The sequence below is a fragment of the Streptomyces sp. NPDC007896 genome, assembly GCF_042959425.1.
GTDB lineage: Bacteria > Actinomycetota > Actinomycetes > Streptomycetales > Streptomycetaceae > Streptomyces.
The window spans coordinates 185219-210303 of the sequence record NZ_JBIBKX010000004.1 but is presented as its reverse complement, the minus strand read 5'-3'; the positions used below and the strand labels follow the sequence as shown (position 1 = coordinate 210303).

Genomic DNA, 25085 nt, shown 5'->3' with positions numbered 1-25085 from the left:
GACGGCTCAGCTGACCTTGATCTCGTTGTAGACGGGCACGCTGAACTGGTTGAGCGCCACGTTGGAGATCCTGTCCGAGTAGCCCGCGCTGCCGTTCTGGTACCAGAGCGGGATGGCGGCCATGTTGTCCCGTACGACCCCTTCGGCCTGCTGGAAGAGCTTGATGGCCTTGGCCTTGTCGGTCTCGGCGTTCGCCTGGTCGACGAGCTTGTCGAAGTCCTTGTTGGACCACTTGCCGTCGTTGGAGGAGGCGTTCGTGTAGTACAGCGGCTGAAGGAAGTTCTGGATCAGCGGGTAGTCCATCTGCCAGCCGGCCCGGAAGGGACCCGGCATCTTGTGCTGCCCGATCTGGTTGCGGAAGTCGGCGAAGGTGCCGACGGGGTTGCCGACGCAGGCCTTGTCGTTGCCCATCGCGTTGTTGATGGAGTTGCAGACGGCGTCGATCCACTCCTTGTGGGAGCCGCTGTCCGCGTTGTACGAGATCTTGATCTGGCCGCCGGGCAGTCCGCCGCCGTCCTGGATCAGCTTCTTCGCCTGCGCGGGGTCGTACCGGCAGGAGGCGCCGCACAGCCCGTCCTGGAAGCCGCCGGCCGCACCGAGCACCGGTGAGGTCCAGTCGGAGGCCGGGGTGCGGGTCTTCTGGAAGATCGTGCTGGTGATCTGGTCCCGGTTGATCGCCATGGACAGGCCCTTACGGACGTTCTCCATGCCGCTCTTGTCCCAGGCCTTGTCGTAGAACGGGAAGGCGATGGTCTGGATGATGCCGGCCGGGGTGTTGATGTACCGGCCGCCGAGGTCGCTCTTCACGTTCTTGAGCTGGGCGGCGGGCACGTCGTCGACGAGGTCGAGGTTGCCCGCCATCAGGTCGGTGTAGGCGGTGTTGCTGTCCGTGTAGACCTTCAGGTCCACCCCGCCGTTCTGCGCCTTGTCCGTCCCCGGGTACGTGTCCCACTTCCGCAGGGACATCATCGAGCCCTTGGCGTACGAGTCGACGGCGTAGGGCCCGTTGCCGATCGGCTTCTTCAGCCAGGCCGCGTGGTCGCTGAAGAACGCCTTGGGCAGCGGCGCGAAGGCCACGTAGCCGAGGGTGTCGGGGAACGTCGAGAACTTCTGGTTGAGCTTGACGGTGAAGGTGTGGGCGCCGGTGACCTTCAGCCCCGACAGCGTGTCCGCGCTCTGCGTTCCCGTCTCGGGGTGGACCTTGTCGTAGCCCTCGATGTACCCGAAGAAGTAGGCGTTCTTCTGGTTGTTCTTGAGACTGGCCCCGTAGTTCCAGGCGTCCACGAAGGACTGGGCGGTGACGGGCTCTCCGTTGCTGAACTTCCAGCCGTCCTTGACGGTGATCGTGAAATTCTGCGAGTCCGAGGTGTCGATCTTCCGCGCCAGCATGTTCTGGGCCGCGCCGGTCCTGGCGTCGTACCGCTTCAGACCCCGGAAGATCATGTCGAGGACCTTGCCGCCCTGCACCTCGTTGGTGTTGGACGGCTCCAGCGGGTTCTGCGGATCCCCCCAGGAGGAACTGAGCACTCCGGACGCGCCGCCACTGCCGCCACCCCCGCCACCGCAGGCGGTCGCCACGAGGGCCACCGCCGCCGCGCCGGCGGCCCATTTGGCGTGCGTCGCTCCACGCATGGAGTGCCTCCCAGAGTGCGCTGCCGCCAGCGCCGCGGCGCTGTTCCATTACCGGTCAATATCAACCGGTAAGGCACATACCGCACATTCAGCCCACCCGTACGTGGGATCGCACACCCATATGTGTCAGCCCGATACGTGTCAGGCACGACATGCGTCAGGCGCGCGCCACCAACTCCACCTCTCAGCCGTCCGCGTCCTCCAGATACGCGGCGCAGTGCTCCAGGCCGCCCGCGTGCGGATAGCGGACCGGGAAGAGGGGGGACCAGCCGTGGTGGGGTGCCTCGGCCACGAGTCGGTCCAGGGCCTGTCCGGCACGTGGAAGGCGAGGTGGTTCAGGCCGGGGCGTAGGCGGTCGTGGGAGTCCGTCTTCAGCACGGGCGACTGCTCGACGACGAGGTAGGTCTCGCCCCGGCGCCGGCTGCGGCCGTGCGGCCACTCCTGGTACGGCTCACAGCCCAGGCGCTCCAGCAGCCATCCCCGGGAGCGGACAGCGCGCTCCAGGTCCGGCACCCACAGTTCGACGTGATGCAGCGCCTTCCCCCACCCGGCCCTCGCCCGATCTTTCCCCGCCCGATCCTCCCTCACCCGGAAAAGACGGTTCCCGGCACCGCGGTGGCGGTGCCGGGAACCGGCCGGTCGATCACGGGACGAGGGGCGCTCAGGCCGCGTGCACGACGTCCTTCTCCTCGGCGAAGTGGCACGCCGACTCATGGGCCGCAGGCGAGTCCACGCCCATGAACACCTCGGGTACCGCGAGGATCGGGGTCTCCACGGAGCACTTGTCCTGGGCCTTCCAGCAGCGGGTGCGGAAGCTGCAGCCCGACGGCGGGTTGGCCGGGGACGGCACGTCACCGGTCAGGATGATCCGCTCGCGGTGCTCACGGGCCTCCGGGTCCGGCACCGGGACGGCCGACAGCAGCGCCTGGGTGTAGGGGTGCGTCGGGTGGTCGTAGATCTGCTCGTCGCTGCCGATCTCCGCCATCTTGCCGAGGTACATGACGCCGACCCGGTCCGAGATGTGCCGGACGATCGACAGGTCGTGCGCGATGAAGAGGTAGGACAGGTTGAACTCGTCCTGGAGCCGCTCCATCAGGTTGATGACCTGCGCCTGCACCGACACGTCCAGCGCCGACACCGGCTCGTCGCAGATGATGATCTCGGGGTTGAGCGCGAGACCACGGGCGATGCCGATGCGCTGACGCTGACCGCCGGAGAACTGGTGCGGGTAGCGGTTGATGTACTCGGGGTTGAGGCCGACCACGTCCAGCAGTTCCTGGACCTTGCGCCGCCGGTCGCCCTTCGGAGCCACCTCGGGGTGGATGTCGAAGGGCTCACCGATGATGTCGCCCACCGTCATACGGGGGTTGAGCGAGGTGTACGGGTCCTGGAAGACCATCTGGATGTTGCGGCGCACGGCCTTCAGGGCGCGTCCGGACAGCTTGGTGATGTCCTGGCCCTTGTAGAAGATCTCGCCCGCGGTGGCCCGCTCCAGGTTCATCAGGAGCTTGGCCACGGTGGACTTGCCGCAGCCCGACTCGCCCACGATGCCCAGCGTCTCGCCCTGGTGCAGATCGAAGGAGACGCCGTCGACGGCCTTCACCGCGCCGATGTGCCGCTTGAACAGGATGCCCTGGGTGAGCGGGAAGTGCTTCACCAGGTTGCGCACCTGAAGGATCGGTTCGCCACGGTCCACCGGTGCCTCGATCGCGGCGACCGCCTCCGTCTCGGAGTGGGCGTCGACGACCTCCACGTCGGAGACGTTCGGGGTGGCCTCCTGCTCGTCGTTCTTGCTGAGCTCAGCCATGGATCGTCTCCTTCCAGAAGTGGCAGGCCGAACCGCGGCCGACCAGCTCGGTGCCGTCCTGCTCGCTGACCGGGAGCAGCCCCGGGACGTCCGTACGGCAGATGTCCTGGGCCTTGGGGCAGCGCGGGTTGAAGGCGCAACCGGTCGGAATGCGCAGCAGGTTGGGCGGCAGCCCCTTGATCGCGTACAGCTCCTGGCCCTTCTGGTCCAGGCGCGGGATCGAGTCCAGCAGACCCCGCGTGTACGGGTGCGCGGGGCGCTTGTACAGCTCGTGGACCGGGGCACGCTCCACGATCCGGCCCGCGTACATCACGGCGATCTTGTCCGCGACGTCGGCGACCACGCCGAGGTCGTGGGTGATCAGGATCAGTCCCATGTTGTACTCGCGCTGAAGATCCGCGAGCAGGTCCATGACCTGGGCCTGGACCGTCACGTCGAGCGCCGTGGTGGGCTCGTCCGCGATGATCAGGTCGGGCTCCAGGGCCAGCGCCATCGCGATCATGATGCGCTGGCGCATACCGCCCGAGAACTGGTGCGGGTAGTCGTTCACGCGGGCCGCGGCGGCCGGGATCTTCACCCGGTCCATCAGCTCGATCGCCTTGGCCTTGGCCTCCTTCTTGGAGAGGCCCTGGTGCACCCGGAACATCTCGCCGAGCTGGTAGCCGACGGACAGGACCGGGTTGAGCGAGCTGAGCGCGTCCTGGAAGATCATGGCGATCTTCCGACCGCGGATCTTGCGGCGCTCCTCGCCGGACATCTTGAGCATGTCCTGGCCGCGGAAGAGGATCTCACCCTGTGGGATCCTCGCCGGCGGCATGTCGAGGATGCCCATGATCGCCTGCGCGGTCACGGACTTACCGGAGCCGGACTCGCCAAGCACGGCGAGCGTCTCGCCCGCGCTGACGCTGTAGTTGACGCCGTTGACCGCCTTGGCCACGCCCTCGCGGGTGTGGAACTCGACGTGCAGGTCACGCACTTCGAGCAGCGGCCCGTCGTCGGTGCCGCCTTCACGCGGGGCGGGCACTGGCGCGATGTCTTCGATGATGGTCACGTACGCCTCCCTCAGCGTAGCTTCGGGTCGAGGGCGTCGCGGACCGCGTCGCCGAGCATGATGAATGCGAGCACGGTGAGGCTCAGCACGGCGCTGGGGTAGAACAGCACGTGCGGCGCGGTACGGATGACCGTCTGCCCCGACGAGATGTCATTGCCCCAGGAGACGGCACTGTCCGGCAGACCGATACCGAGGAAGGACAGGGTCGCCTCGGTCGCGATGTAACCGCCGAGCGAGATCGTGGAGACCACAATCACGGGGGCGATCGCGTTCGGCAGGATGTGCCGGAGCAGGATCCGCCAGGTGCCGGCGCCGAGCGCTCGCGCGGCCTGCACGAAGTCCTGCTGCTTGACCGTGATCACCGATCCGCGCATGACGCGGGCGATCTGCGTCCAGCCGAGGAAGACGAGCGCGAGCACCACGGACCACACGGTGCGGTGGGTGAAGGCGTTCAGTACGACGATCGAGCCGAGCAGCAGCGGGATGCCGAAGAACACGTCGGTCACCCGGGACAGCAGCGAGTCCAGCCAGCCGCCGTAGTAGCCCGCGAACATGCCGAAGAGGCTACCGAGGATGGCGACACCGAGCGTCGTGCAGATACCGACGATGATCGAGGCACGGGCACCGTAGACGACTCGCGAGTAGATGCTCCGGCCCTGGCCGTCGTACCCGAACCAGTCCGCCTGGAAGAAGTGGGTGAACTGCGGCTTGCCCAGGTAGTGGTTGGCAAGGTCGGCGTACTTGGGGTCGACGGACGTGAACAGGCCGGGAGCCGCCGCGATGGCGACCAGCAGCACGATCAGCGCCGCCGACGTCACGAAGACGGGGTTGCGGCGCAGGTCGCCCCAGGCGTCCGACCAGAGGCTGCGCGGCTTGTCCTGCCCCGGGGTGGCGGCTGGAGCCGTGTCCACGGCGTCGTCTTCCGCACTCTTGGTCTTGAGAGCCTCAGGCATAGCGGATCCTCGGGTCCAGAACGGCGTACAGCAGGTCGACGACGAGGCTGGAGATCAGGTAGACGATCACCAGCACGGTGACAATGCCGACCACCGTGGCGTTGTCCGACTGGTTGATCGACCGGTACAGCTCGTTGCCGATGCCGTGCACGTTGAAGATGCCCTCGGTGACGATGGCGCCGCCCATCAGGGCGCCCAGGTCGGTACCGAGGAAGGTGACGACCGGGATCAGCGAGTTGCGCAGCAGGTGGACGCCGATGACACGGCTGCGCGGAAGTCCCTTGGCCACGGCGGTGCGGATGTAGTCGGCGCGGATGTTCTCGGCGATCGAGGTCCGGCTGAGCCTGGCGATGTACGCGAAGGACAGGGACCCCAGCACGATACCGGGCAGCACCAGCTGCGTGATGTCGTTGGAGTCCTGGACCGTCGGGGTCACCCAGCCGAGCTGGTTGCCGAACACGGTCTGGAAGACATAGCCGAGCACGAAGATCGGGATGGACGTCAGCAGCAGCGTGACCGCGAGCACGAACTTGTCGGCGAGCCGACCGCGGTTGAGACCGGACAGGAGACCCAGGGCGATGCCGACCACGATTTCGATGGTGAAGGCGACCAGGGCCAGTCGGATCGTCACCGGGAAGACCTCGGACATGACGTCCAGGACCTTACGGCCGGTCACAAAGCTGGTGCCGAAGTCTCCCCGAAAGACGTTGCTGATGTAGTGCCAGTACTGCTCGAGCACCGGTCGGTCGAACCAGTAGTCGTGCCGTAGGCGCGCCATCGCCTGCGGGTCGGCAGGTCTGTCGCCCCACAGGGCCCGGACGGGGTCACCGGGCAGTGAGTACACCATCAGAAAGATGAGCAGAGTGGTCCCGAAGAAAACCGGGATCATCTGGAGCAGTCGCCTCGCGACGTAGCGCCCCATCGAGCCTCCATTGTCAGCCGCTGTGACGGCCGCCCCTGCCGCGTTCCTCGTGGGGGTGCGGGGCGGCCGTCAGTTGCGAACGGTGGGCGCCCGCAGCGAAATGCGGGCGCCTGGGTGTATCGACCGTTGCGGCCTTTACTTCTTGTAAACCTCGACGTCGGCGTAGACCGGCTTGCCGAAGGTGTCGTAGCTGACGCCCTTGACGTTGGCCGAGTAGCCGGCGTTCGTCTTGTAGTACCAGAGCGGGATGGCGGGCATGTCCTGGTAGAGCGCCTTCTCGGCGTCCTGGTACAGCTTCACCGACTCGTCCAGCGTGGCAGCCTTGTCGGCCTTCGCCGCAAGCCCATCGAACGTCTTGTTCGAGTAGCCGCCCTCGTTACCCGCGGCCGTGGTGCCGTACAGGTCCTTGAGGAAGTTGGCGTTCAGCGGGTAGTCCTGCACCCAGCCGGAGCGGTAGAGGCTCTGGACCTTCTTCTTGGTGCGGACGTCGAGGACGGTCTTGAAGTCGGCCTTCGCGTCGCCCTCGCACTTGACGCCGGTGTTCTGGGTGATGTTGGCGCAGACGGCCGTCACCCATTCCTTGTGGCCGCCGTCGGCGTTGTAGAGGACGGTGATCGACGCGTTGGCGCCGCCCGCCTCCTGGACCAGCTGCTTGGCCTTCGCCGGGTTGTACGTGCAGGCCTCACCGCAGGCGTCGGCGTTGTAGCCCTTGACCGCGGGCGGCACGAAGCCCGTCGCGGGGGTACGCGAACCGGCGAGCACCTTCTCGGTGATCGTCTTGCGGTCGATGGCCATGGACAGGCCCTCGATGAACTTCCCGCGGTCCTTGAGGCCCTTGATCGTCGACGCGTACTCGGCGACGGCGATGGTCTGGATCGCGTTCTGCGGGGAGTCGACGGCACGCTTGCCCAGGTCCTGGTGGTACTTGGCCATGTCGCTCGGAGCGACCTGGTCGAGCACGTCCAGGTTGTTGGAGACGGCGTCCTGGTAGGCGGCCTCAGAGGTCGTGTAGAACTTGAAGTTGATGCCGCCGTTCTTGGGCTTCGTGCCCGCGTAATTGGCGTACGTCTTCGTCAGGAAGTTCTGGTTGTGGTTCCACTTCACGAACTGGTACGGGCCGTTGCCGATGGGCTCCTGGCCGTACTTCTTGGGGTTCGTGTAGAAGACCTTGGGCAGCGGGTAGAAGGCGCTGTAGCCCAGCTTGTAGGTCCAGTACGGCGCCGGGTTGGCCAGCGCGACCTTGATCGTGTAGTCGTCGGGCACGGTCAGACCGGACATCTTGTCGGTCTTCGGGTCGCCCTTGTCCGGGTGGACATCCGTGTAGCCCTTGATGTCCGCGAACCAGGAGGCGTTCTGCTGCGCGTTCTTCGCGTCGGCGCCCCAGTTCCAGGCGTCGACGAAGGAGTGCGCGGTGACCTTCTCGCCGTTGTGGAAGGTCCAGCCCTGCTTGATCTTGATGGTGTAGTGGCTGGCGTCGTCCTGCTTGATGGACTCGGCGACGAGGTTCTCCAGCGCACCAGTCTTCGGGTTGTAGTCGGCGAGACCGCTGAAGAGGGCGTCGGTGATGTGGCCACCGCCGGTCTCCATGACGTTGGCCGGCTGGATCGGGTGCTGAGGCTCGCTGCTCTGGTAGCTGAAGACACCCGCGGGGTCCACCGCCTTCGAGCTGCTGCCGCCCGAGCTGTCTCCCCCACCACCGCAGGCGGTCGCTCCCAGCGCCACAACCGCCGCTATCGCGACCCACTTGGCGCTCTTGGCACCGCGCATGGGTTCCTCCTCATGAGTCCATTGGTTCACCGCAAGAGAGGGCACTGGACACTCCACCGCCATGTGGGACGGAGAAAGTGCTGGTGCCCCCTGGGCTCGCGAGCCGTCGCTACCTGAAAGCGCATGACCCGTTGATCCGAGCTCTACGCGCCTAACTATCTGCCATGGGCCAGACCCCGACCACACTCACAAGGTCTCGGTTCGATCACACCTGCCGCCTACTTCTTCCAAAATCCGGACAAAGGGTTTGGCGAAAGATCCCTGCGAAACGGACTTGTTACACATCTATCGGTTGCAGGTGTCCGCATTCCGGACGCAAGAGGCAGGAAAAGCAGTTGCGGCTATCGTGGTCGCCATGCAGGGGCACCATTGGCGTGCTCACGCACTGCGGAACCTCGCGGGGCATTCGCCCATCACCCGGCCAACGAGCCGCCACGCCAAGGTCGCTCGGCGATCAAGCGCGTACGCGCGTCACGGCACGACTTTCAGAGCAAGGAGTGTCGTGGCGCCGGAACAGCGACCTATCTGGTCAGCAGAGTAGTGCGAATCAGCCACCCACTGAGGCGATTCTCCTGTGATTCAAGGGTTTTCCCTATCGTTTCCAGGCACTGCACGGTAAGGGGCAGCAGTCGGGTTTCGTAACGGCCCGACAGCACGCCGTATGCAAGCCCTTTGCCAGACGGCTTCCGCCTTGTTCCGGGTTGTCAAGTACGGCCGTCGGCGCGCCTCGGTCCGTCGCCTCGACCGCAGCTCAAAGCGCAAGCTCAAGAGACGGCGGACGGGGCATTGATCTCGCTACCCTGAAGGCATGGACTACGCCAAGATGCGCGCGATCGCCGAGCAGCTCACGGCGTACGCCGAGCACCTTGAGGGATCATGGGAGGTCGAAATCGGACCCTCCGGGCCGTTCCTCGCGATGATGAGCCCTTCGAAACGCCACGAGGGCACCGTGCGCCGGATCCGGAACCAGCTCAACGATCAGCTCCCCACCACCCATCCTGGTTACGTCTGCGAGAACGGCCCGGAGATCGAACATCCGGCGATCGGCCGCATGCGTCGCCCGGGCGCGGTCGTCATTCCCGAGGATGCACTCGACGAAGAGGGCCTTGCTGTCGATGCCACGCAGGTACTGGCGGTCATCGAGATCGTCTCCCCGTCCAGCCCCAGCAACGACTACAGCGAGAAACTCGCCGAGTATCCGGCCATGGGCATCCCGCACTACATGATCGTCGATCCCCGCACAGGCGCCATCGAGGTGCACTCCGCCCCGTGCAAGGACCGCTACCTGGACAAGGACCCCTATATCTTCGGGGACACGGTGCCCTTCGGCCCGTGGAGCCTTGAAACCAGCGCATTCCGCCGCTACGGGAAGACGGGGGCCGACAGCCAGAGGTGATCGCCGGCATCGCATCGCCGGCGGGATTCGCCAACGGCGTCGCGGCATCAACGGATCCGGCTTGTGGGGGACTCTGCGGTGCTCTGACCGCGAAGGTTCGCCGGGTTGGGCGTCGCCCCGTGAGCGAGCCGACGCGGTCGGGGGTGAAATGCAGGGGCACTTCGATCACTCGCCGCCTAGGGTCTGCCGCATGACTCTCGCTTACGACGCAACCGGAGACGGTCCCGCACTGGTATTGCTGCACTCCGCGGTGTGCGACCGAAGGATGTGGGATCCACAGTGGCCGGCCCTGGTCGATGCCGGATACCGGGTGGTGCGCTGCGATTTCCGAGGCTTCGGCGGGACTCCCTTGCCGGACCGGCGCCACAACGATGCAGAAGATGTGCTGGACCTGCTGGACGCCCTCGGAATCGAGCAAGCGGCGCTGATCGCCTCCTCGTATGGCGGACGTGTTGCCCTGGAGATCGCCGCACTGCGTCCGGACCGGGTATCCGCCATGGCGCTGTTGTGCACTGGGCTGCCGGAGCATGAACCCACTGATGAGCTGCGCGCGTTCGGCGAGCGGGAGGACGCGCTGCTCGAGGCGGGCGATGTCGCGGGGGCCGTGGAACTGAACGTGGACACCTGGCTGGGGCCGGAAGCCGACGAGGCGGTCCGGGAGGAGGTACGCGGGATGCAACGGCGTGCCTTCGAAGTGCAACTGGCCGCCCCCGAGGGGGCCGGACGGAACAAGGTGGAGATCGACCTGTCAGCGATCAAGGCACCCTGTCTCGCTCTTTCGGGCGGCCACGACCTGGCGGATTTCCGGCGGATCGCGGCCCAGCTGCCCAGTCTGCTCGCCGACACCCGGCACCTCGAACTGCCCTGGGCCGGCCATCTCCCCAGTCTCGAGCGGCCTGCCGCGGTGACGGACCTGCTGACCGGCTTCCTGCGTGAGACGGTCCCCGCCGGCTGAGCGTGATTGTCGGGTGTCTCGGTCGGGCCGCCCGTGCGAGGTGGTGTCCGCCCCAGCGGATGCCCTTCTCGCTGCGGATGCCGGCGCGCTCCTTGCATGGGGGGACCAGGACGTCGGGGTGGTGAGAGTTGGCCAGGGTGAACTACCGCAGCGGTTCCCCATCAGAGCAGGAGAGGCCGTCTCGCGCCCCGACCCTACGAAGACAGGCTCAACTTCCTTACCGAAGACTGGACTTGACCCGGTCCAACAGTGCCGCGAGCGCGGACGGGCTCGCGGTGACGACGGTCCCGGGGCTGACGTACCGAACGCGACTGCTCCGTCGAAGGGACGGATCTGGAGTGTGACGTTGGCAGTGTGGAGTTGCTGGTCTCCGAGGTCGTCACCAACCCGCACCGCCAGAGCGCCGCGCAAAAAGCCAGGGTGCCCCCACGACAGGGGCACCCTGGCTCAGTTGGCCGATGGGACCAGCCCTACTGGAGGGTGGACCGGCCGATACCGGACGGTGGATCAGCCGTGCTTGGCCCGGCTGGCGCTGCGACCGCGCTCCTTCTGGTCGAGGACGACCTTGCGGATGCGCACGGCCTCCGGGGTCACCTCGACGCACTCGTCGTCGCGGCAGAACTCCAGGGACTGCTCCAGGGAGAGCTTGCGCGGCGGGACGATCGCCTCGAACGAGTCGGCGGCGGCGGAGCGCATGTTGGTGAGCTTCTTCTCCTTGGTGATGTTCACGTCCATGTCGTCGGCGCGGGAGTTCTCGCCGACGATCATGCCCTCGTACACCTCGGTGCCGGGGTCGGTGAACAGCACACCGCGCTCCTGGAGGTTCGTCATCGCGAACGCGGTGACGGCACCGGCGCGGTCGGCGACCAGCGAACCGTTGTTCCGGGTCGTCAGGGTGCCGAACCACGGCTCGTGGCCCTCGTGGATGGAGTGGGCGATGCCCGTGCCGCGCGTACCGGTCAGGAACTCGGTACGGAAGCCGATGAGACCGCGGGAGGGAACGACGAACTCCAGACGGACCCAGCCCGAGCCGTGGTTCGACATGTTGTCCATACGGCCCTTGCGGACGCCCATGAGCTGCGTGACCGCGCCCATGTGCTCCTCGGGCACGTCGATCGTCATGCGCTCGACCGGCTCGTGCACCTTGCCGTCGATGATCTGGGTGACCACCTGGGGCTTGCCGATGGTCAGCTCGAAGCCCTCGCGGCGCATCTGCTCGACCAGGATGGCGAGCGCGAGCTCACCACGGCCCTGGACCTCCCAGGCGTCGGGACGCTCGGTGTCGAGCACGCGCAGCGAGACGTTACCGACCAGCTCGCGGTCCAGACGGTCCTTGACCTGACGGGCGGTGACCTTGCGGTCCTTGACGGCGGCCTTCGCGGTGGCGCCCTTACCGGTGCCGCCGCGGCCGACCAGCGGCGAGGTGTTCGTGCCGATGGTCATCGAGATGGCCGGCTCGTCGACCGTGATCAGCGGCAGCGCGATCGGGTTCTCGGGGTCGGCAAGCGTCTCGCCGATCATGATGTCCGGGATACCGGCGACCGCGCAGATGTCACCCGGGCCCGCCTTCTCGGCCGGCTTGCGGGTGAGCGCCTCGGTCATCAGCAGCTCGGTGATGCGCACATTGGACATCGTGCCGTCGCGCTTGATCCACGTGACGGTCTGGCCCTTGCGCAGCTCGCCCTGCTCGACGCGGAGCAGCGCGATACGGCCGAGGAAGTTGTCGGCGTCCAGGTTGGTGACGTGCGCCTGGAGCGGGGCGGACTCGTCGTAGGACGGGGCCGGGACGGACTCCAGGATCGTGGTGAAGAACGGCTCCAGGTTGTCGCTGTCCTGCGGGACCGTGCCGTTCTCCGGCTTGGTCAGGGAGGCGACGCCGTCACGCGCACACGCGTAGACGATCGGGAACTCGATCTGGTCCTCGTCGGCGTCCAGGTCGAGGAAGAGGTCGTACGCCTCGTTCACGACCTCGTCGATGCGCGAGTCGGGACGGTCCGTCTTGTTGATGCACAGGATGACGGGCAGGCGGGCCTGCAGCGCCTTGCGCAGCACGAAGCGGGTCTGCGGCAGCGGACCCTCGGAGGCGTCCACGAGGAGGACGACCGCGTCCACCATCGACAGACCGCGCTCGACCTCGCCACCGAAGTCGGCGTGGCCCGGGGTGTCGATGATGTTGATGGTGATGACCTCACCACCATCCTTCGGGTGGTACTTCACGGCCGTGTTCTTGGCCAGGATCGTGATGCCCTTCTCACGCTCCAGGTCGTTCGAGTCCATCATGCGGTCGTCAAGCGACTCGGCGGCGTGCGCGGCGAAGGCACCGGCCTGCTTGAGCATGGCATCGACCAGGGTGGTCTTGCCATGGTCGACGTGGGCGACGATGGCGACGTTGCGGATGTCGTGGCGCGTGGCCATATTGAGGCGCTTCTCCCGGAGTGAGTGGACGGCCTGCGCGTACGTCAGTGCTACGCGGACCCTGCCGGGCTGGACACGCCACGGCCTTACCCCATGGTACGTGGCTCTGGCGGACACCGCTTTCGCGAGGCCCCCGACCGCGTTGTAGCGCGGTTGCCTGCCGGCCAATGGCGCGGTGTGGCACGGGAGCGCCAAATCCTGGACACGGTTGGTTGGCCAGCGATCTCGATCAGTGAACCATCACACCTCAAATCTCCCTCAAATCCCTTTGGTCGCACAAATTACAAGCTGATAATTTGATCCGCTCCCGTCAAGCAGTCCGGGGCAAAACACCGTGCTGCTGTCATACACAGGTCGGCAGCACTAGATGGAAACGGGGAACAATCTGTGAACAAGAGACTCGTCTCGGTGGCCGCGGCCACCGGTATCGCGGCGGCTTCGATCGTGCTCGGGCCGGTGACGGCGGCGAGTGCGCGGCCGGTCGTCTGCGAGCCGGGGTACAAGAGCGCCAAGTGGAACGACCTCAGCTCGGGGTGGGTCATCACCCACGCCAAGCAGATCAACATTCCGCAGGACGGCACGGGCACCTACACGAAGTCGGCGACCTACCGCAGGACGGTCAGCTCGGGCCGTTCGGTGACCTCCGGCGCCAGCTACTCGGCGAGTTGGGTCATCTCCAGCATGGACGCCCACGTCTCAGGAACCCTCACCAGGGCTGGAGAGAAGACCAAGGAGACAAGCGAGTCGGTCCGGTTCAACTTCAACAAGCCCGGGGTCTACGTCGTCTTCAGCGGCGTCAAGCAAGCGTCCGGCTACTACACGGCCAAGACCTGCACCTCGGATGGCACCGGCTGGTCGAAGGTGGGCTACGGAAAGGCTCGTAGCTGGAACGTCACGGCGGAGGGTGCCGTCAAGTGCACCGAGAAGCCGGCCGCTGGAACCGTCAAGCGCGCGGCCAAGAACGGCTACTGCTGATCCCGCTCCCCATATGAGGAGCGGACGATGAACGCGGCCGGACCCTTTCCAGGGTCCGGCCGTGCAGCGTTGGCGCTCTTACTTCTTCCCTGGGCTCCCCGGCGTCTGCTGAGCCCCCTGCGCGCCCTTCTTCAGGAAGCCCATGTTCTCGTAAAGAGGGGTCTGGAATCCGAAGGAACCGGCGTTGGCGAGGTTCAGGCGGGTGGCCGTGAGCTGGGGGCGCTGATAGAGGGGAATCGATCCGGCGGCGGCCCAGATCCGGGCGTCGGCCTTGCGGACCAGGGAACGCGACTCGTCCTCGTCCAGCGTCGCGATGGCCTGGTCGAAGAGCTGGTCGACCTGGTCGGTTCCGACCCTGGTGTAGTTCTGCTCGACGGCGAGGGAGCCGTCGGCCGCCGGGACGGGCTTCGCGTAGATCGGGCGGGCGTCGGTGGCGGGGAAGGCCGAGGCGGGCCAGGAGTACAGCGCCAGGTCGTACTGGCCCGAGGCGATGTGGTCCTTGAAATAGCTGTCGTCCGGCACCTTGGACGTCTCGGTCCGGATGCCGATGCGCTCCAGCATCCGTGAGATCTCGTCGGCTACCGTGCGCAGCGACTCCGAACCGGAACCCGAGGGCAGGACGAAGCGCAGCGTCAGCGCCTTGCCGTCCTTGGCGAGCGCGCCGGCCGCGGCGCCCGCCGGGGCGGCCGTGCCCTTGGGCGCGTAGGCGCCGGGCGCCCCGCCCTGCCGGTTGTCCCTGGGGGCGTACTGCCTGCCGTCGAGGTCCTTGTCGGCCTGGTCGTCCGCGTGCTGCTTCCCGTGATTCCCCTGCTTCTCGGCGTGGTCCTTCGGGTCCTTCTTGTCCCGGCCGGCCTCGCCGTTCTTGTCGTCCTCGCCGACGATGAACGTCCCGTCGTCCGTGTCGGCGTCGGAGTCCGCCTTCTTGCCCTCGGGCCCGGCCGCCTTGTCCTTGTCCTTCTTCTGCCGCTGCTCGCTCACCGGTCCCCCGGGCACCCATCCGGCATCCGCCAGCAGCGCCTGCGCCTCCTTGGTGTCCTGACCGCCGAGCGCGCCGCTGTTGTCGGCGTAGGCCGGCTGGCCGGAGAGCGCGAGGTGGCTGCCGACCGGGACGGCGGGCAGACCCAGCGGGCCCAGGACGATCTTGGCGAGTTCGTCGCGGTTGATGGCGCGGGCGACGGCGCGGCGGACGCGCTCGTCGGCGAGCGGGCCCTCGGAGCCGTTCAGGGCCAGCTGGGTGTAGGCGGGCTCGAGGGACTTGCGGACCACGAAGTCGCGCAGGGCCGTCTGCTGACCGGCGTAGGTCGCGACCGCCGTGCGCTGCTCCTCGCGGGCCTTGATCTCGTCGGACGCGGCCTTCGCGTCGGAGCCGTGCGCGACCGCCCAGGAACGCAGCGCCTTCGCGGGCGTGAGCTCGGAGCCCGGTCCCTGCAACGGGGCGGTCCCCTTGTCGCGGGCGGCGAGCGTGATCCGGCCCGCCTCTTCGGGGTCGATCTCGGCCAGGTCGACCTTGTCGGCGGCGAGCGCCTCGGCCCGCTTGTCGCGCGGGACGGCGACCAGCGCGATCTCGGAGAGCTTGGCGGGGCGGCCCCACCAGTGCGGGTTGCGGGTGAGGAGGACCTGGCCGTCCTTGTGGTCGATCTTCTGGAGGGTGAACGGGCCCGCGGTGGCCTGGAGCTTGGTGCGCGCCCCGTCGTTGAAGGCGTCCGCGGTGCCCATCACGTCCTTGGGGTACAGCGGTGAGAAGAGCGACTTCCAGTCGGCGTAGGGGCGGCTGAAGGTGACGCGGACCTCCAGGTTGTTCTTGCCTTGCTCGATCTTCTCGATGCGGTCGTAGCCGGCGTTGCGGGCCGTCCAGTACGCGCTGTCCTTGCCGGACAGGGCGCGCCACTGGGCGGCGAAGTCGGCGGCGCCGATCTCGCGGCCGTCGCTCCAGACGGCCTGCTGGTTGAGCTTGTAGAGGACGACCTGCTTGGGCTCGCTCTCGACGATCTTGGCCGATTCGAGGTAGTCGGGGTTGAGCTGGGGGGTGCCGTTGGAGTCGAGGCGGTACAGGGACGGCAGTACGGCGCCGGCGATCCGGGAGGTGCCGGCGTCGGCGTCCGCCTGGAAGGTGTTGAGGGTCTGCGGTACGGCGTCCACCGCCCAGCGGAGGGTGCCGCCGTCCTCGATGCGGTCGCGGGTCGCGGGCGCGATGTCCTGCGCGGCGACGGGCTTGGCGACCTCCTCGTCCGCGCTGCACGCGGCGAGGGCGGGTACCGCGAGTGCGCCCGCGGTGAGGAACGCGACCGAGCGCATCACCGCGCGCAGTCCGACGCCGTCGTGGGTCATCTCTGCTACCTCCGGGACAAGCCGCTCCGCGGGCGAACAGGGGTTCTGATCATGTTTGGCGGTATATTTACCGATATAAGGAGTTGATCAGATCTACGGACCCACTGAAGAGGAAAGGTTTCGCCTGCCGGTGGCGACACGCGAGGAGCGAGAGCAAGCACACCCGTGCGGCGTAACACCGGCCGACTCGATTCAGCCCGTCCGGCGTTTGAGGACGAGACCGTTCAGGCCGAAGCGGGGGTCTGGGGGCGCAACCCCCAGGGGACGGCGCCCCCAGCGCACGCCCGCCAATTGGTGCACGTCCCTTCACACCGGCAGGTGTGACGCGCAACACTCGCAGGCGCATGAACGTTGCCACCCAGGGCCCCGAAGGCCCACGGAAGTGAGGTCACGTCATGTCCGTGCAAGACGACCTGATGTCAGTCCAGCGCTGCCTCGACGACCTGAACCGGTCAGTAGGCCGCCTGGAGCAGCAAATCGGCAGCGGCGGGCTCGAAATGCGCCGCGTCCGTGCCGACGCCGACCATCTGCGCGAGAGCGTCGCGCTGCTGCGCGAGACGGCCCCCGGCGTCGCCTCGCCGCGGCGCCCCGATCTCGTGGCCATCCCCGACACCCCGTACGACAACGCCCTGTGGACCGACTCGGACGACGAGGGTCTCGGCGCCCGCGACCGGCACGCCCCCTGACCCGACCCCGACCGGAGCTCTCCCTTGACCACTGGTACGGAACCCCATCCGAACAGCGGCGGCGTACGGACCAGCACGCGCGCCGCGATCACCGCCCCGCATCTGCGCACCGACCGCTGGTGGCTGGCGCCCGCCGTCACCGCGGCCGGGCTGCTGGCCTTCATCGTGTACTCGACCTGGCGCGCGTTCGCGGACACGAACTACTACTCGGCGCCGTACGTCTCGCCGTTCTACTCGCCCTGTCTGGCCGAGCGGTGCCAGACGATGCACGCGGGCCCGAACGCGGACCTCTTCGGGAGCTGGTGGGGCATCTCCCCCGCCATCATCATCCTGATCTTCCCGCTCGGCTTCCGGCTGACCTGCTACTACTACCGCAAGGCGTACTACCGCGGCTTCTGGCTGTCGCCCCCGGCCTGCGCGGTGGCGGAACCGCACAAGAAGTACACCGGCGAGACCCGCTTCCCGCTGATCCTGCAGAACATCCACCGGTACTTCTTCTACGCCGCGATCGTCGTCGCCGGGGTCCTGACCTACGACACCGTGCTCTCCTTCCGCGACGAGCACTACCGCTGGGGCCACATGGGCCTGGGCACCCTGGTCTTCCTGCTCAACATCACGCTGATCTGGGCGTACACCCTGTCCTGCCACTCCTGCCGGCACATCGTCGGCGGCAAGCTCAAGCACTTCTCCAAACATCCCGTGCGCTACCGGATGTGGCAGTGGGTCGGGAAGCTCAACGCCCGTCACATGCTGCTCGCCTGGGCGTCGCTGATCAGCGTGGCGCTCGCCGACTTCTACGTGTATCTCCTCGCGTCCGGTGCCTTCGACGATCCGCGCTTCTTCTAGCTGAGTGGGGCCCTCTGATGTCCGTGGTTGACAGGCAGGAGTGGGACGTTGTCGTGGTCGGCGCCGGGGGCGCCGGACTGCGCGCCGCCATCGAGGCGCGCGAACGCGGCGCCCGCACGGCCGTGATCTGCAAGTCGCTGTTCGGCAAGGCGCACACGGTGATGGCCGAGGGCGGCATCGCGGCCGCGATGGGCAACGTCAACTCCCACGACAACTGGCAGGTCCACTTCCGCGACACCATGCGGGGCGGGAAGTTCCTGAACCAGTGGCGGATGGCCGAGCTGCATGCCAAGGAAGCCCCGGACCGGGTGTGGGAGCTGGAGACCTGGGGTGCGCTCTTCGACCGTACGAAGGACGGGCGGATCTCGCAGCGCAACTTCGGCGGCCACGAGTATCCGCGGCTCGCACACGTCGGCGACCGGACCGGGCTCGAACTCATCCGGACCCTCCAGCAGAAGATCGTGTCGCTCCAGCAGGAGGACATGAAGGAGACGGGCGAGTACGAGAGCCGGCTGAAGGTGTACCAGGAGTGCACCGTCACACGGGTGCTGAAGGACGGCAGCCGCGTCTCCGGGGCGTTCTGCTACGAGCGCGAGTCCGGGCGCTTCTTCGTGCTCGAAGCTCCCTCCGTCGTCATCGCCACCGGCGGTATCGGCAAGTCGTTCAAGGTGACGTCGAACTCGTGGGAGTACACGGGCGACGGGCACGCCCTCGCGCTGCTCGCCGGAGCGCCGCTGCTCAACATGGAGTTCGTGCAGTTCCATCCGACGGGCATGGTCTGGCCACCGTCGGTGAAGGGGATCCTGGTCACCGAGTCGGTACGCGGGGACGGCGGGGTGCTCAGGAACTCCGAGGGCAAGCGGTTCATGTTCGAGTACATCCCGGACGTCTTCAAGGAGAAGTACGCGCAGTCCGAGGAGGAGGGCGACCGCTGGTACGAGGACCCGGACCACAACCGGCGTCCCCCGGAGCTGCTGCCGCGTGACGAGGTCGCCCGCGCCATCAACTCCGAGGTGAAGGCGGGTCGCGGGTCGCCGCACGGCGGGGTCTTCCTCGATGTGTCGACCCGGATGCCCGCCGAGGTGATCAGGCGCCGGCTGCCCTCCATGTACCACCAGTTCAAGGAGCTCGCGGACGTCGACATCACGGCGGAGGCGATGGAGGTCGGGCCCACCTGTCACTACGTGATGGGCGGCATCGCGGTCGAGTCGGACTCGGCCGCCGCGCGCGGCGTACCGGGGCTGTTCGCCGCCGGTGAGGTCGCGGGCGGCATGCACGGTTCCAACCGGCTCGGCGGCAACTCCCTCTCCGACCTGCTGGTCTTCGGGCGGCGGGCGGGACTGCACGCCGCCGAGTACGCCGCCGACCTGGCCGGGGACCGCCCGCCCGTGGACGACATCCAGATCGACACGGCGGCGGCCGAGGCCCTGCGGCCCTTCTCGGCCGAGGGTCCGGAGCCCGGTGCTCAGAGCGGGCGGCCACCCGAGAACCCGTACACCCTCCACCAGGAACTCCAGCAGGCCATGAACGACATGGTCGGCATCATCCGCCGCGAGGCCGAGATGGAACAGGCCCTGGAGAAGCTCGCGGAGCTGCGGGTGCGGGCACGGCGGGCCGGAGTCGAGGGCCACCGGCAGTTCAATCCCGGCTGGCACCTCGCTCTCGACCTGCGCAACATGCTCCTGGTCAGCGAGTGCGTGGCCCGCGCCGCCCTGGAGCGCACGGAGTCGCGCGGCGGCCACACCCGCGAGGACCATCCGACGATGGAGCGGACCTGGCGTCGCGTCAATCTCCTGTGCCAACTCACCGATCCCACAGGCGGGTTGGCGGCCACCGACCCGGTGCACGGCCAGATCGACCTCAGCCGCGAGACCACCGAACCCATTCGTCCCGACCTGCTCGCCCTCTTCGAGAAGGAGGAGCTGGTCAAGTACCTCGCCGAAGAGGAGCTCTACGAGTGAGCAGATACGAAGCCCGCTTCAAGGTGTGGCGCGGGGATGTGAAGGGCGGCGGCCTGAAGGACTTCGCGGTCGAGGTCAACGACGGTGAGGTGGTACTGGACATCATCCACCGGCTCCAGGCGACCCAGGCCCCGGACCTGGCCGTCCGCTGGAACTGCAAGGCGGGCAAGTGCGGTTCGTGCTCGGCGGAGATCAACGGACGACCCCGGCTGATGTGCATGACGCGCATGTCGGTGTTCACGCGGGAGGAGACGATCACCGTCACACCGCTGCGCGCCTTCCCGGTCGTACGGGATCTCGTCACGGACGTCGGCTTCAACTACGCGAAGGCGCGGCAGGTCCCCGCCTTCGTCCCCCCGGCCGGTCTCGGCCCCGGCGAGTACCGCATGCAACAGGAGGACGTGGACCGCTCGCAGGAGTTCCGCAAGTGCATCGAGTGCTTTCTGTGCCAGGACACCTGCCATGTCGTGCGCGACCACGAGGAGAACAAACCGGCGTTCGCGGGCCCGCGCTTCTTGATGCGCGTCGCCGAACTGGACATGCACCCGCTGGACGCGGCCGCCGACACCGGCCTGGACCGCAAGCGCACCGCCCAGGACGAGCACGGCCTCGGCTACTGCAACATCACCAAGTGCTGCACGGAGGTCTGCCCCGAGGGCATCAAGATCACGGACAACGCCCTGATCCCCCTGAAGGAACGGGCGGTCGACCGCAAGTACGACCCACTGGTGTGGCTGGGGTCGAAGATCAGGAGGCGGGATTCGTCGTCGTAGGAGCGGTGGGGCCGCCGCGGCGGCGGTCGCGGGTCGAGCGGTGGACCAGGACACCCCCGGTGATCATTCCGGCGGCGCTCACGAGGGCTCCGGCGAACTGGAGGAGACCGGGACCGGTCAGCGCCAGGTTCAGCGACTGGAGCGCGACGGCCGCCGTCATCAGCAGCGCGCCCCGGCCCCACAGGCGGCGCCGCAGCACGGGGCGGCGCTCCCACCCCGGCACCCGGCCGCCGCGCACGGCGACGATCCCGACGGCCGCCGCGAGTCCGAGGACCACGCCCTCGCCGAGGCCCGCCGCGAAGAGCCAGTGCGCTGTCATCGGCGTTCGGGGATGCCGGGGCGACCGGGACGCTTCGAGGCCATCTGCATCACGAGCCCCACGATGAACAGGGCCATACCGGTCATCGCGAAGGGCGCCATGCTGAGGTCGGGCCCTCGGAACGGGCCGATGAACATGTACAGGGACATCCCGGCGGCCCCCACCACCGAGCCGTACCCCCACAGCTTCGGCCGGACGACACGGGGGCGCAGCCAGGGCGGCACCCAGCCCGTGACGATCCCGCCGATCCCCATCAGCGCCGTGCCGGTCATCGCCAGCGTGGCGAAGCCCACCAGATACGGGTACACCGTCTCTCCCTCCCCCACAGCGCGCCGACCAGGCGCGCCCTCAGATCATGGCACGGGGTTCTCCAGCAGCGTGAGGGTCTGCCCGACGCTGTGTTCCGCGATCGCCCGCATGAACTCCGGATCCGGGAAGTCGCCGTCGAGGAGCCGGAGCGGGCCCGCGACCAGCGAGAGGTGCATGGCCAGGCGGTAGAGGCGCAGCCGGTCCTCGTCGAGGCCGTCGGCACGCAGAGCTGCGTAGGCGTCGTAGTCGTGGTGGAAGCGCTGGCGCAGGAAGACGTGCTCCCACTCGGCGTCGAAGTAGAGCAGGCCCTCGATGTCGATGAGGGCGGGGTGGCCGTGCTCGTCCACGAGGACATGGTCCGGGCCGAGTTCGCCGTGGACCAGGCCGATGCGGCTGCGCGGGCGGACCCTCTCGGCGAGGGTGTGCAGACGGTCGTGCAGGGCCTCGCGTACGGCGGCGATCCGGGCGTCGCGTGCGGCGGCCTCCGCCAGGTCGGCCAGGGCCCGTTCGAGGACGACCTGCTCGCACGAACCGCCGTGCGCGCTGCCGCCGTTGTCGACGACGGCGACCTTGCCGTGGCGGGGTGCGGGGTGGGCGTGCAGGGTGCGCAGGGCCTCGGCCAGTTCCCGCAGGGGCCCTGCGGCGGCCTCGGGGTCGCGGTGCAGCAGGTCCTCCAGACTGCCGCCGCGTATGTCCTCCACCACGGCCACGTCCGAAGGCACGCGCGTGTGCGTGCGGTCGGCGAACAGCAGGCGGGGGGTGCGGACGCCGAGGGCGGTGAGTCTGTCGTACGCGGCGGTGAAGAGGTCGAGCCCGGAGGCGTGCGAGAAGGAATCCCGGGGGTCGGCCGGCGCCGCGTCCCAGTAGTCCTCGGCCGGGTCCCAGACGTAGGCGACCGCGGTGGAGCCGTCGTCGAGGAAGAGCCGGTAGACACCCTTCTTGCTGCCGCCGCGCAGACGGGCGACAGCGGTGAGCGTCCGGGCCGGGCCGAGGGCGGCACGGGCGAGGGGCGCCAGCTCGTCCCTCGTGAGCGGTCTGCGGGTGACGGTCACCGGACCCAGCCTTCCTCGTACGCCGTCCAGTCCTTCTCCCGGGCGGCGAAGTCCACGTACAGGGCGACGCCGAAGTGTTCCCGGGTGCGGTCGGTGCGGGAGAGGCCGAGGCGGGCGCCGCGGACGGCCGCCGCGACCGTCTCGGCGGAGCCGTGGTGGTCCATGTTGTCCTCGTAGTAGAAGGGCAGCCCCATCAGCAGGTCGGTCGATTTCGGGGTGACTTCGAGAGCGAGGGAGGTCTGCTCGGCGACGTAACCCCCGTACAGGCTCTCCAGCGGAAGCGCGGTGTCGTACGACATCACGGCGATCTGGTCGACCCGGCGGGCGACCTGCCCGAAGAACGACTGGGACCACCACTTGGGGTGTGCCGTGAAGGCGCCCGCGACGGAGTGGAGGTTCGGGAGCGGGTCGATCTGGTGGGCGGCGACGGAGAGCTGGGCGTCGTGGGCCCGGGTGACGCGGCGCAGATCGCCGAGCAGGGAAAGGTAGTCCGAGTCGTCGGAGTGCAGGGGCTCCAGGTCGAAGTGGGCGCCCTCGAAACCGGCGTCGAGGATCTGCCCGGCGGAGCGGACGACGGCGGCCCGGGTGGCCGCCCGTTCCAGACGCATCCCGACCTCCCCCTCGGCGGCGAGCACGTCGCCGAGCCAGGCCTGGACGCGGACACCGGGCAGTTCGCGGTGCACGGCCTCGACCAGCCAACGCGCCTTCGGGTACGCCGACTCGGGCAGGGTCCCGTCGTGCTCCAGCGGTCCCGCGTGCACGTACAGATCCCGGATCCCGGTCGTCCGCAGCCGCTCCGCGAGCGCCTTGACGTCCGCGTCCTTCTTCCGGCCGTCCACCCAGGCGTGGCCCATCCAGAGGGCGTCACGGTTCCTGGTCCGGGTACCGGAGGCCGGGTCTCCGGCGTAGTTGACCCGCAGGGCGGTGCCCACGGCGAGCAGGGAGAGCACCGACACCAGAACGAGCGCGAGCGCGACCCGTTTGGGCCAGCGGAGGCGGGGGTGCCGCCAGCCCCGGCCCACCGTTCGAAGCCAGGCGGGGACACGGCTCGGGGAGGTACGGACCCCTTCGTCCTCCGGCCCGCCCGCTCCCCTGTCCGTCCCCGCCCCGGTGTCCGTCCCGCTGTCGGTCCCGCTGTCCGCCCCGGTGTCCGTCCCCGCCCCGGCCGGTGTCGCCGTGGTCTCCTCCACCGGCTCCGCCCCGGTCCCCGTGTGCTGCTTGTCCATCCCCCGTGCCCCCTCCGTACGCCCCCGTATCCCCCGTACCTTAAGCGGCACCGCCTCGGCGCACCCCCGGTCGCGCCCCGGCGCAAGCGGTCATACGCTCCCAAATGTGACGTCGCCCCTGAGCCGAAGCCGGTCACGCCGAGCCACGTCCCACATAGCCGCACGGGTGGCGCATGCCGTGCTCGGGGGGCTGCTGGCGGTGGGGTGGCTGCTGCTGCCCGTCGCACGGGCGGGTGCCGACGAGGTGCGGGCCGCGCCCGGGCGGGGCGGGACGAGCACCGGCGATCTCGTGCTGCCCCTCGTCGCGGTGGTCGCCGCGGGGGCGTTGGCGGCGTACTCGTACGCGCGGCGGACCCGGCGGGCCCGGACCCGCACGACACCCGGCGGCGGCACCCCGCACCCCGTGCCGTTCACCGAACTCGACCGGCGGGCGGGGCGGTTGCTCGTCGAGATCGACGACTGCGTGCGCACGGGCACGGAGGAACTCGGGCGGGCGGCGGACCGGTTCGGTGAGGAGGCCGTCGAGACGTACACGGAGGCACTGGCGTTCGCGCGCTCCGAGCTGACGGCGTCCTTCCGGCTGTGGCAGCGGCTGGACGACTCCCTGACGGACGACAGCCTCGTGCGGCGGCAGTTGCTGGAGGAGATCGTCGCCCGCTGTTCGGAGGCGGGGCGGCGGCTGGACGCGGAGGCGCCCGGGTTCGACCTGCTGCGCGCCCTGGAACGGACGCTGCCTGCCGCGCTGGAGTCGGCGCAGGCCCGTTTCCGGGAGCTCGCCGCGCGCACCCCGGCCGCGGAGGCGGCACTCACCGAGCTGCGCGAGCGGTACGCGCCCTCCGCGTCCCTGTCCGTCGCGGGCCACGTCGAACAGGCCAAGGACCGGCTCGTGTTCGCCACCACCCGCCTGAACCAGGCCCGGCGGTCCCTGGACCGGGGGGAGGGCGCGCGGGCGACGGCGTATCTGCGGGCCGCCGAGGCCGCCGTCGACCAGGCGGGCCTCTTCATGGACGGTATCGACCGGCTGGCCTCCGAACTCGCCTCCGCGGCGACCCTGTTGCCCGGCGCACTGCGTGCCGCGCGGGCCGAGCTGGCGGCGGCGCGCGGCCTCCCGGCCGTCGGTGCGCTGCCCGGTCGGATCACGCACGCCGCGTCGGCCGTCGCCGACGTGCGGCGGGAGAGCGCGGGCGGCGTCCGTCCGTACGACCCCCTCGGCGCCCTCCGTCGCGTCACCGACGCCGCGGCACCGCTCCTCGCCGAGGACCGTGTTCCCGTCGACCGGGCCTTCCTGGGCCGGGCCTTCCTCGACCACGCGCTCCTTCCGGCCCGCAGTGCCGTCGCCCTCGCCTCCGACTTCGTCACGACGCACCGGGGAGCGGTCGGGGTCGAGGCCCGGACCCGGCTGTCGGAGGCGGAGCGGCACCTCGCGCTCGCGCCCCGCACCCTCGTCGACGTCCGGCGCGCCGATGGGCTCGCCCTGGAGGCCCAGCAGCTCGCGGAGCGGGACGTGCGGGCGTACGGGAATCCGTATGCCGGGCCCGAGGGTGCGGGCGTCGGCGGTGCGGTGCTCGGCGGGATCCTGCTGGACGACACCCCCGAAGCCCCCGCGGCGAGCTTCGGCGGACCGAGGACACGCGGGCGCAGGGACTTCTGAGGGCGCGGGGGCTTTCAGGGGTGCAGGGGCTTTAGGGGGTACAGGAACTTTAGGGGCACCG

20 protein-coding genes and 1 pseudogene are annotated in these 25085 nt (G+C 68.6%); 8 read left to right on the top strand and 13 right to left on the bottom strand.

What is annotated here, in order from left to right; genetic code table 11:
- Positions 1-6: 6 nt before the first annotated feature.
- The 7 genes and pseudogenes from ACFZDJ_RS15575 to ACFZDJ_RS15545 all read right to left on the bottom strand — a co-directional run bounded on the left by ACFZDJ_RS15575 (position 7) and on the right by ACFZDJ_RS15545 (position 8132).
- A complete protein-coding gene (locus tag ACFZDJ_RS15575) occupies positions 7-1632 on the bottom strand; it encodes an ABC transporter substrate-binding protein (protein ID WP_391059468.1) in 1626 nt (541 codons plus the stop codon).
- A gap of 184 nt (positions 1633-1816) precedes the next feature.
- Positions 1817-2166, bottom strand: a pseudogene (locus tag ACFZDJ_RS15570) (VOC family protein).
- A gap of 127 nt (positions 2167-2293) precedes the next feature.
- Entirely contained in the window at positions 2294-3439 is a 1146-nt protein-coding gene (locus ACFZDJ_RS15565) for an ABC transporter ATP-binding protein (protein WP_382182884.1), read from the bottom strand.
- Positions 3432-4490 carry an oligopeptide/dipeptide ABC transporter ATP-binding protein gene (locus tag ACFZDJ_RS15560; RefSeq protein ID WP_390932378.1) on the bottom strand — a complete coding sequence of 353 codons (1059 nt, stop codon included), beginning with the start codon at positions 4488-4490 and terminating at the stop codon, positions 3432-3434. Before ACFZDJ_RS15560 ends, ACFZDJ_RS15565 begins: the two co-directional genes overlap by 8 nt.
- 11 nt (positions 4491-4501) lie before the next feature.
- Entirely contained in the window at positions 4502-5443 is a 942-nt protein-coding gene (locus ACFZDJ_RS15555; protein WP_384911687.1) for an ABC transporter permease, read from the bottom strand.
- Entirely contained in the window at positions 5436-6365 is a 930-nt protein-coding gene (locus tag ACFZDJ_RS15550) for an ABC transporter permease (protein ID WP_384911690.1), read from the bottom strand. Before ACFZDJ_RS15550 ends, ACFZDJ_RS15555 begins: the two co-directional genes overlap by 8 nt.
- A gap of 135 nt (positions 6366-6500) precedes the next feature.
- Entirely contained in the window at positions 6501-8132 is a 1632-nt protein-coding gene (locus ACFZDJ_RS15545) for an ABC transporter substrate-binding protein (RefSeq protein WP_390932381.1), read from the bottom strand.
- 808 nt (positions 8133-8940) lie between these two features.
- Here ACFZDJ_RS15545 and ACFZDJ_RS15540 point away from each other — a divergent pair.
- Both ACFZDJ_RS15540 and ACFZDJ_RS15535 read left to right on the top strand, forming a co-directional pair.
- Positions 8941-9528 (top strand): Uma2 family endonuclease, encoded by a 588-nt coding sequence (locus tag ACFZDJ_RS15540; protein WP_391059465.1) that lies wholly within the window; start codon positions 8941-8943, stop codon positions 9526-9528.
- Positions 9529-9718: 190 nt separating this feature from the next.
- Complete coding sequence (locus tag ACFZDJ_RS15535; RefSeq protein ID WP_391059834.1) at positions 9719-10483, top strand: alpha/beta fold hydrolase; 765 nt, start codon at positions 9719-9721, stop codon at positions 10481-10483.
- Between the two features lie 507 nt (positions 10484-10990).
- On the opposite strand, the gene typA is transcribed toward ACFZDJ_RS15535, so the two are convergent.
- Positions 10991-12898 (bottom strand): translational GTPase TypA, encoded by a 1908-nt coding sequence (gene typA / locus ACFZDJ_RS15530; RefSeq protein ID WP_329364706.1) that lies wholly within the window; start codon positions 12896-12898, stop codon positions 10991-10993.
- A gap of 387 nt (positions 12899-13285) precedes the next feature.
- Between typA and ACFZDJ_RS15525 the strand changes: the two genes are divergently transcribed.
- A complete protein-coding gene (locus tag ACFZDJ_RS15525; protein ID WP_384912591.1) occupies positions 13286-13873 on the top strand; it encodes a hypothetical protein in 588 nt (195 codons plus the stop codon).
- A 78-nt stretch (positions 13874-13951) separates the two neighbouring features.
- Here ACFZDJ_RS15525 and ACFZDJ_RS15520 read toward each other — a convergent pair whose 3' ends face one another.
- A complete protein-coding gene (locus ACFZDJ_RS15520; RefSeq protein WP_391059461.1) occupies positions 13952-16201 on the bottom strand; it encodes an ABC transporter substrate-binding protein in 2250 nt (749 codons plus the stop codon).
- Between the two features lie 395 nt (positions 16202-16596).
- Here ACFZDJ_RS15520 and ACFZDJ_RS15515 point away from each other — a divergent pair, with 395 nt between their 5' ends.
- From ACFZDJ_RS15515 to ACFZDJ_RS15500, 4 genes are read left to right on the top strand one after another with little or no spacing between them, the layout of a single operon-like run.
- The gene (locus ACFZDJ_RS15515; RefSeq protein ID WP_099920808.1) at positions 16597-16887 is read left to right on the top strand and encodes a hypothetical protein; all 291 of its coding nucleotides are present in this window, start codon (positions 16597-16599) and stop codon (positions 16885-16887) included.
- A 24-nt stretch (positions 16888-16911) separates the two neighbouring features.
- Positions 16912-17733, top strand: a complete 822-nt coding sequence (locus ACFZDJ_RS15510; protein ID WP_390932390.1) for a hypothetical protein — start codon at positions 16912-16914, stop codon at positions 17731-17733.
- Between the two features lie 17 nt (positions 17734-17750).
- Positions 17751-19694, top strand: a complete 1944-nt coding sequence (locus tag ACFZDJ_RS15505) for a fumarate reductase/succinate dehydrogenase flavoprotein subunit (protein WP_384912582.1) — start codon at positions 17751-17753, stop codon at positions 19692-19694.
- Positions 19691-20467: a succinate dehydrogenase/fumarate reductase iron-sulfur subunit gene (locus ACFZDJ_RS15500; RefSeq protein WP_391059458.1), complete on the top strand. Its 777-nt coding sequence runs from the start codon at positions 19691-19693 to the stop codon at positions 20465-20467. Before ACFZDJ_RS15505 ends, ACFZDJ_RS15500 begins: the two co-directional genes overlap by 4 nt.
- On the opposite strand, the gene ACFZDJ_RS15495 is transcribed toward ACFZDJ_RS15500, so the two are convergent.
- From ACFZDJ_RS15495 to ACFZDJ_RS15480, 4 genes are read right to left on the bottom strand one after another with little or no spacing between them, the layout of a single operon-like run.
- Positions 20442-20786 carry a hypothetical protein gene (locus ACFZDJ_RS15495; protein WP_168510898.1) on the bottom strand — a complete coding sequence of 115 codons (345 nt, stop codon included), beginning with the start codon at positions 20784-20786 and terminating at the stop codon, positions 20442-20444. The genes ACFZDJ_RS15500 and ACFZDJ_RS15495 overlap by 26 nt on opposite strands.
- Positions 20783-21094 (bottom strand): hypothetical protein, encoded by a 312-nt coding sequence (locus tag ACFZDJ_RS15490; protein ID WP_391059456.1) that lies wholly within the window; start codon positions 21092-21094, stop codon positions 20783-20785. Before ACFZDJ_RS15490 ends, ACFZDJ_RS15495 begins: the two co-directional genes overlap by 4 nt.
- A 45-nt stretch (positions 21095-21139) precedes the next feature.
- Positions 21140-22147: a phosphotransferase gene (locus tag ACFZDJ_RS15485; RefSeq protein WP_391059454.1), complete on the bottom strand. Its 1008-nt coding sequence runs from the start codon at positions 22145-22147 to the stop codon at positions 21140-21142.
- The gene (locus ACFZDJ_RS15480) at positions 22144-23373 is read right to left on the bottom strand and encodes a hypothetical protein (RefSeq protein ID WP_391059452.1); all 1230 of its coding nucleotides are present in this window, start codon (positions 23371-23373) and stop codon (positions 22144-22146) included. The genes ACFZDJ_RS15485 and ACFZDJ_RS15480 overlap by 4 nt, the downstream gene beginning before the upstream one ends.
- A 166-nt stretch (positions 23374-23539) precedes the next feature.
- Here ACFZDJ_RS15480 and ACFZDJ_RS15475 point away from each other — a divergent pair, with 166 nt between their 5' ends.
- Positions 23540-25024 carry a hypothetical protein gene (locus ACFZDJ_RS15475; RefSeq protein ID WP_391059449.1) on the top strand — a complete coding sequence of 495 codons (1485 nt, stop codon included), beginning with the start codon at positions 23540-23542 and terminating at the stop codon, positions 25022-25024.
- Positions 25025-25085: the final 61 nt, after the last annotated feature.

Coding starts and splice junctions, on each gene's coding strand:
- ACFZDJ_RS15515 (WP_099920808.1), top strand. CDS start 16,597: ATGTCCGTGCAAGACGACCTGATGTCAGTCCAGCGCTGCCTCGACGAC.
- ACFZDJ_RS15535 (WP_391059834.1), top strand. CDS start 9,719: ATGACTCTCGCTTACGACGCAACCGGAGACGGTCCCGCACTGGTATTG.
- ACFZDJ_RS15480 (WP_391059452.1), bottom strand. CDS start 23,373: ATGGACAAGCAGCACACGGGGACCGGGGCGGAGCCGGTGGAGGAGACC.
- ACFZDJ_RS15505 (WP_384912582.1), top strand. CDS start 17,751: ATGTCCGTGGTTGACAGGCAGGAGTGGGACGTTGTCGTGGTCGGCGCC.
- ACFZDJ_RS15550 (WP_384911690.1), bottom strand. CDS start 6,365: ATGGGGCGCTACGTCGCGAGGCGACTGCTCCAGATGATCCCGGTTTTC.
- ACFZDJ_RS15545 (WP_390932381.1), bottom strand. CDS start 8,132: ATGCGCGGTGCCAAGAGCGCCAAGTGGGTCGCGATAGCGGCGGTTGTG.
- ACFZDJ_RS15575 (WP_391059468.1), bottom strand. CDS start 1,632: ATGCGTGGAGCGACGCACGCCAAATGGGCCGCCGGCGCGGCGGCGGTG.
- ACFZDJ_RS15495 (WP_168510898.1), bottom strand. CDS start 20,786: ATGACAGCGCACTGGCTCTTCGCGGCGGGCCTCGGCGAGGGCGTGGTC.
- ACFZDJ_RS15540 (WP_391059465.1), top strand. CDS start 8,941: ATGGACTACGCCAAGATGCGCGCGATCGCCGAGCAGCTCACGGCGTAC.
- ACFZDJ_RS15555 (WP_384911687.1), bottom strand. CDS start 5,443: ATGCCTGAGGCTCTCAAGACCAAGAGTGCGGAAGACGACGCCGTGGAC.
- ACFZDJ_RS15520 (WP_391059461.1), bottom strand. CDS start 16,201: ATGACCCACGACGGCGTCGGACTGCGCGCGGTGATGCGCTCGGTCGCG.
- typA (WP_329364706.1), bottom strand. CDS start 12,898: ATGGCCACGCGCCACGACATCCGCAACGTCGCCATCGTCGCCCACGTC.
- ACFZDJ_RS15565 (WP_382182884.1), bottom strand. CDS start 3,439: ATGGCTGAGCTCAGCAAGAACGACGAGCAGGAGGCCACCCCGAACGTC.